Source organism: Mesobacillus sp. (assembly GCF_049588175.1).
GTDB lineage: Bacteria > Bacillota > Bacilli > Bacillales > Cytobacillaceae > Mesobacillus.
Genome location: NZ_JBAVFI010000736.1, coordinates 1 through 5,066, shown reverse-complemented (window position 1 = coordinate 5,066; position 5,066 = coordinate 1). Strand labels below are relative to the sequence as shown.

Here is a 5,066-nt window from a genome sequence, read left to right as displayed (position 1 = left end):
CGGATTCCTCTTCTTCACGCAGGATTGGAAGTGTACAGCATCTAAATGAACCGCCAGATTTAATGATCTCCGTTATATCAACTTCAATAACTTCAAACCCTTTACTCCGAAGTTTTTCATTGACTCCTGTGTTAACGGGGAGGCTTAAAATACGCTTGTTCCCAATAGACAGAACGTTTGTTCCAAGGGTGAATTGTTCTTCTTCCGTCACATCAATAAGTTCATATCGAGAACTGAATAATGTAATGTCCTCCTCTGTCAGCGCCTTACGGTAAATGAGCGCCACATCGGGTGATACCACATTAAAGACACAATCCAAATGAAGATATTCTGCCTTGAAATGGATTGCCTTTACTTCAAATTGCGGCAGTAATCCTTGTATATGATCCACTGCATTTTGATTTGTACGATTGCTCAGACCAATATAAATAGTATCCCGATCAATGATGACATCGCCGCCCTCGATTTGATCACCAAGTAAATTGTAGTAAGAAATCCCTTCGTCTTCGAGCCATTGCTTTAATACATCCTCTTCACCTTTACGGATATCACTTGCCATTTCTGCGACAAAAATGGTCTGACCAAGAGTAAACCCTATATCCCTTGTGAACACCTGCTCGGGAAACTTTTTATGATAGGGGAGCAATATGACCTCTGCACCGTATTTTCGGAGGGTGCTTACAAAATCATTATGCTGTTCTAATGCTCTTTCAATATGTATACCTTCATCCTTATAGTGTTTTTGCGTTTCATTGATCACCTCGCGAATCGTCATATACTGCGGTTGACACAAAATGACCTTTTTTAGCACATCATACTCATTCATTACAAACCCTTTATTATCTGCCTGGCTGTTCTGTTCCATGTTCATTCCTCCTAGTGACTTCGTTCATAGGTTTTCCGTATTTTTACTTAATCATTACTATCAAGCCAAAAGTTCGGTCAGGAATTCTTACACAATTACTGACGCTAATGAGAAAATCCCTTACGATTATGAAAAATCCAATATAAAAAAAGGAAATGAGGCACTATCGATGAAAAATCAAAATGACTTGAGTTTAGCACAATTAATTGTGCTGCTCGACGTTCTGAGGGATGAATTATATGAGGAACTGCTGAAAAGTCGAGGAAACCAGGCACAGATCATTTTAAGAAGTGTTCAAAACGAAATTACTTAAAGGAGGAATATAAAGATGTCTATGCATTTACGATCTGCCATTGAAAAACTAAAGGACCATTATATACATTATTTGATGGAAACAGGTCTTACTGATGCAACCGAAGACGATTTAAGGAAATTTACCATAACCGAATTAAAGAATTTAACAGACAACTATGGAAAATAATTTTGAATAGATAAAATTCTTTTGCCAAATTCAGTTTCATGTGAGAAAATATAACATAAAATACATTAACAAATTGAATCGTGGTGAAACATATGGCAAACGAAGCGTCCTATAAGGATAAAAAAGTGATTACAATCGGAATCGTAAAGGAGTTGACAGGCCTTTCTGAGCGGCAAATCCGATATTATGAGGAAAGAAAATTAATATTCCCCGACAGGACGCCAGGCGGCAGCCGAAAGTATTCATTTGCTGATGTTGAACAACTAGTCGAGATTGCCAATAAGATAGAAGATGGTGTCCAAACATACGAAATTCGACAGGAAATGATTCGTGAGAAGAAACGCAATGATGAAGCTGCCCATAAAAAGATGATCCAGGGTCAGCTAAATGCCCGCTTTGGAATAAAAAAATATTAATATATGAACTTTTTCATATTCTAACCCCCTTTGTGGGGTTTTTTCTATTTAAGCGGTTCTGTTAACCTTAACTGTTGATTTCCGCTCCATTCAACAGGCTTACAAATAACATTGACCTTTAACAAAGCCTTTAAGCGAAAAACATGTTAGATTTCCTTACATGTATATAGAAATCTTACAAAATACATGCGAGAATACAAATTACATTCAAGTTTTCGAAAGGGGAGCCATTATGGATACTTTATTTTTAATGAACAGTCTTTGGGTCATGATTGCCGCAGTACTTGTTATTTTAATGTTAGGAGGATTCATCCTGTTGGAAACAGGATCGACAAGGATGAAGAATGCTGGTCATATAGCTGGAAAAACGATTTTAACCTTTGGTATTTCTTCCCTCGTCTTCTGGGCGGTCGGCTATGGGTTAATATTTGGAGAAGGGAATTCAATCATTGGTTTTTCTGACTTTTTTTATTCCGGATATGATATCGAGGGCCTTAGTCTTTCTGGATCTGTTTTCTTTTTATTCCAGTTAGCTTTTGCTGGCATTTCTTTAACTATCGCTTTTGGCGGATTTGCAGAACGAGCGAAATTATCTGTATACCTGGTATTCGCACTGTTATTTTCCGTCTTAGTCTATCCCTTCATCGCACATTGGATTTGGGGTGGCGGCTGGCTAGCTGAACATGGTAAACAGGACTTTGCCGGGTCAACCGTCGTACATCTCACAGGAGCGATGGCAGCACTCGCAGCAACTATCCTATTGAAGCCTCGTATGGGAAAATTCAACAAGGACGGCTCAGCTAACAACATCGAGGGACATAACCAGGTCTTCACTGCATTAAGTGTCCTGTTGCTTTGGGTTGGCTGGTTCGGCTTTAATGCTGGGAGCACTGTTTCTGTTGACGGAGCATTCTTTGGATTTGTAGCACTTAATACTAATCTTGCAGCCGCTGCAGGAACAGTCGCAGCTATGTTGATTTCCTGGATTGTAGTCGGGAAGGCAGATGTACCCATGATGCTGAATGGAGCATTAGCTGGACTTGTAGCAATTACGGCATCATGTGCATTTGTTGATACTTGGGCTGCTGTTGTCATTGGCCTAATCGCGGGAATCCTTGTATTCTATAGCATTCGTTTCTTTGAAAGCAGAAAGATCGACGACCCTATTTTTGCATTATCAGTTCATGGTACTGCAGGGGTTTGGGGGACTTTATCAACAGGATTTTTCGCAACACCTGAGCTGGCTTCTGTTGGAAAGCCGGGGCTATTTTACGGCGGAGGTTTTGAACAATTGGGAGTCCAGGCAATGGGAGTTGCAGCATGCGCGGCATTCGCATTCGTTGTTTCATATCTTATTCTGTCAATCATGAAAGGATCAATGAAAGGGTTGCGCGTCACAGAAGAGGAAGAAATCATCGGCTTGGACATGAGCGAACATGGCAGCTACGGTTATCCTGAACTTGTTAATTCCGTCTTAGCGAAAAACGGAGAAACAGTTACAACAGGTACGGGGACCAATACCCATACCGTACAATTGAAATCACAGCAGCCCACTATAAATTAAGTGACAAACGTATAATATAACGGCGGTCCCTTTTAATGGGCCTGCCGTCTTTTCTATTTAATGGTTATCAGGGGGAAGAATGTCCGATGGAATTTACAAGTTATGATCAAATAAATGATTTTCGCTTACAGGGAATCGCACTGGCATCAAGGAACAATGACGACCTGAATAAATTTCACGACCAGATTTACGAACTTGTTATCTCTTTAGCATTAAGGCGTATGAACATGAGTTATGGCGATCCTCCCTCCCATTTTACTTTCTTTGTCATGGGAAGTGCCGGCAGATTCGAGCAATCGATTTGGAGTGACCAGGATCATGGATTAGTTTTTGAGACTAATAATGATGAATCAAAAAAATATTTTATTAATCTAGGTCAGGAAATATCCGATGGTCTTGAACTAGCTGGGTATTCAAAGTGCTCTGGCGGAGTAATGGCAGGCAATCCATTGTGGTGCAAACCAATGACAGAATGGAAAACCCAAATCCATAAGTGGGCAGCTGACTCATCCTGGGAGTCGATCCGGTATTTATTAATTTTTGCAGATGCACGTCCACTTTACGGGGCGGCTTCTGCCCTCTCGAGTCTTAAAAAGGAATACTTATCTTCTATCAATGAAGAACACCTAATTAAAAGAATGCTGCAAAATACCATGCATTTCAAAAAGGGTGTTGGCGTCCTTGGACAGTTGCTGGTCGAAACCCATGGAACATTTTCAGGATCAATCAACCTTAAAGACACGGCCTTTTTTCCGTATGTAAATGCAGCCAGGCTCCTTGCATTAAACGAGAAAATCACAGAGAGCTCAACACTTTCAAGGTTTAATCTAATTTCACAAAAAGCGCTTCAATTAGACGAGAGCAAGTTCTTAGTGAACAATTTCTCAAGACTACTAGATTTCCGGCTGCATCATGGCAATCATTATAATTACGAAACGGGCCACTATGTAAACGGAGAAAAACTGACCAAATCTGAAAAAAAAGAGTTAAAAGAAATTTTAAAAGCTGGCGAACTGTTGTCTTTCAAAGTCAGAGGCCTGATAGAAAAGGAAAATCACAATGGGAATGAATGATATGGTGCGCTTTGTAAGACAAATGTCTGGCAAACTTGGTTCGAATATATACGCAGGATTACAGCCTCAAACGAACGCTCAGCAAATTTCATTTATCAGGCAGCTGCAAAAAGAAATGAAACAAAAAAACAGCCTCGATTGCCATTTGGATGAGGTGTCTGTTGTCGTCTTTGATCTTGAAACAACGGGATTTTTTCCTGAGAAAGGAGATAAAGTTATATCCATTGGAGCAGTCAAAATGACCGGGAGCAAAATACATGAGAAAGATGTATTTTATTCATTGGTTAAAACCGATACCCCAATTCCTATAGAGATAACGAAATTAACCAATATTGATAATGAGCAGCTTAAAGGTGCGCCCGAAGCAAAGGATGTCCTGATCGACTTCTTTAATTTCATCGGAAGCTCAATATTGGTTGCACATCACGCAAAACACGAGCAAGCATTCATGAAAAAAATCACCTTAGACCTGCTTCGCGTCAGTTTTGAACACCGAATCATAGACACTTCATTCTTAGTCAGGCTAGCGAATCCCTTCTTTCAGCCCTCGGCATTAGAACAGCTTTGCCAAGATTGCGGTATTGAAGTGACAGATCGGCATCATGCTTTAGCAGACGCTAAAATGGCTGCTAAAATATGGGCATTTTTTTTAAAAAAAGCACAGGAC

General features: G+C 40.1%; 7 protein-coding genes. 6 read left to right on the top strand and 1 reads right to left on the bottom strand.

Annotated elements, in window-relative coordinates; all coding sequences use genetic code 11:
- Positions 1-865, bottom strand: an 865-nt coding sequence (locus tag WB217_RS17930; RefSeq protein WP_423994662.1) for a dimethylarginine dimethylaminohydrolase family protein, incomplete at its 3' end; no start/stop codon positions are given.
- Positions 866-1,034: 169 nt separating this feature from the next.
- Between WB217_RS17930 and WB217_RS17925 the strand changes: the two genes are divergently transcribed.
- From WB217_RS17925 to WB217_RS17900, 6 genes are all read left to right on the top strand, one after another.
- Positions 1,035-1,178, top strand: a complete 144-nt coding sequence (locus WB217_RS17925; RefSeq protein WP_423994661.1) for a hypothetical protein — start codon at positions 1,035-1,037, stop codon at positions 1,176-1,178.
- A gap of 15 nt (positions 1,179-1,193) precedes the next feature.
- Positions 1,194-1,346, top strand: a complete 153-nt coding sequence (locus WB217_RS17920) for a Fur-regulated basic protein FbpA (protein WP_423994660.1) — start codon at positions 1,194-1,196, stop codon at positions 1,344-1,346.
- 92 nt (positions 1,347-1,438) lie between these two features.
- A complete protein-coding gene (locus tag WB217_RS17915) occupies positions 1,439-1,762 on the top strand; it encodes a MerR family transcriptional regulator (protein WP_423994659.1) in 324 nt (107 codons plus the stop codon).
- Between the two features lie 232 nt (positions 1,763-1,994).
- Positions 1,995-3,326, top strand: coding sequence for an ammonium transporter (locus tag WB217_RS17910; protein ID WP_423994658.1), 1,332 nt, complete (start codon positions 1,995-1,997; stop codon positions 3,324-3,326).
- Positions 3,327-3,412: 86 nt separating this feature from the next.
- Complete coding sequence (locus tag WB217_RS17905) at positions 3,413-4,399, top strand: DUF294 nucleotidyltransferase-like domain-containing protein (protein WP_423994657.1); 987 nt, start codon at positions 3,413-3,415, stop codon at positions 4,397-4,399.
- The coding region (locus tag WB217_RS17900) for an exonuclease domain-containing protein (RefSeq protein WP_423994656.1) at positions 4,386-5,066 on the top strand (681 nt) is incomplete at its 3' end. The genes WB217_RS17905 and WB217_RS17900, both read left to right, overlap by 14 nt.